The organism is Halomonas sp. 111, from assembly GCF_052379685.1.
Classification (GTDB): Bacteria; Pseudomonadota; Gammaproteobacteria; order Pseudomonadales; family Halomonadaceae; genus Vreelandella; species Vreelandella citrativorans.
On sequence record NZ_JBQSYV010000048.1, the window covers coordinates 1 to 1,592 of the forward strand.

Annotated in this window: 1 protein-coding gene; it reads left to right on the forward strand. The window is 60.6% G+C overall.

The window, feature by feature from the left end; genetic code table 11:
• The coding region (gene tkt / locus ACT3T7_RS18355) for a transketolase (protein ID WP_444631922.1) at positions 1 to 1,592 on the forward strand (1,592 nt) is incomplete at both ends.

The following is a 1,592-nucleotide window of genomic DNA, read 5'->3' on the forward strand; positions in this document are numbered from 1 at the left end:
GCCAATGCCATTCGCGCCCTTTCCATGGATGCTGTTCAGAAGGCCAAGTCCGGCCACCCTGGCGCCCCCATGGGCATGGCTGATATCGCCGAGGTGCTGTGGAATGATCACCTCAAGCACAACCCCGAAGACCCCAAATGGGCCGATCGTGACCGGTTCGTGCTGTCCAATGGCCACGGCTCAATGCTGCTCTACTCTCTGCTGCACTTAAGCGGCTATGAGTTAAGCCTGGAACAACTTCAGAACTTCCGTCAGTTGCACTCGCCCACCGCTGGCCATCCGGAATTTGGCTACGCGCCCGGCATCGAAACCACTACCGGTCCGCTCGGCCAGGGATTTGCCAACGCCGTCGGCTTTGCGATTGCCGAAAAAACCCTGGCAGCGCAGTTCAACCGTCCGGGCCACACCATTGTCGATCACCACACCTGGTGCTTTTTGGGTGATGGCTGCCTGATGGAAGGCATTTCCCATGAGGCGGCGTCGCTGGCGGGTACTCAGCAGTTGGGCAAGCTGATTGCGCTCTACGACGACAACGGCATCTCGATTGATGGGGAAGTGGAAGGCTGGTTTACCGACGATACCGCCAAACGCTTTGAAGCCTACGGCTGGCACGTGGTGCCCAATGTCGATGGTCACAAGCCGGAAGAGATCCAGGCCGCCATTGCACTTGCCAAACAGAACGATGACAAGCCCAGCCTGATTATCTGTAAAACGGTTATCGGTTTCGGTGCGCCCAACAAGCAGGGCAAGGAAGAGTCGCACGGCGCGCCGCTGGGCGAAGACGAAGTTGCCCTGGCGCGCAAGCAGCTGGACTGGCCCCACGCGCCGTTTCATATTCCCGAGCCCGTGTACGCTGGCTGGGATGCGCGTGAAGCAGGTAAAACCCGCCAGCAGGAATGGGACAAGCGCTTTGCCCGCTATGCCGAGGCGTTCCCGGCCGAGGCGCAGGAATTCAAGCGCCGCATGAAAGGCCAGTTGCCGGCTGAAATACCGACCGAAGCCCTCATCGAGCAGGCCCAGGAAAAAGGCGAGAGCATCGCCACCCGTAAAGCGTCGCTGGAAGCGCTTAACGTGATTGGTCCGAAAATGCCGGAGCTGCTCGGCGGCAGTGCGGACCTTGCGCCGTCCAACCTGACCTTCTGGAAGGGCGCCAAAGCGATTACGCCGGAAGATGCCAGCGGTAACTACCTGCACTATGGCGTACGTGAGTTCGGCATGGGCGCGGTAATGAACGGTATCGCCCTGCACGGTGGTTTTGTCCCGTACGGCGCAACCTTCCTGATCTTCATGGAGTACATGCGTAACGCGGTTCGCATGGCGGCATTAATGGGTCAGCAGGCGATCTACGTATTTACCCATGACTCCATTGGCCTGGGTGAAGATGGTCCGACCCACCAGCCGATTGAGCAGTTGACCAGCCTGCGCACGACGCCGAACCTGAACACCTGGCGCCCGTGTGACGCCGTGGAAACCGCCGCGGCCTGGGATGCGGCCATCAAGCGTCACTCTGGCCCCACGGCGCTGATCCTGTCGCGCCAGAACCTGCCGCACCAGGCGCGCACCAAAGCCCAGCTGGCTTCCATTCAGCGTGG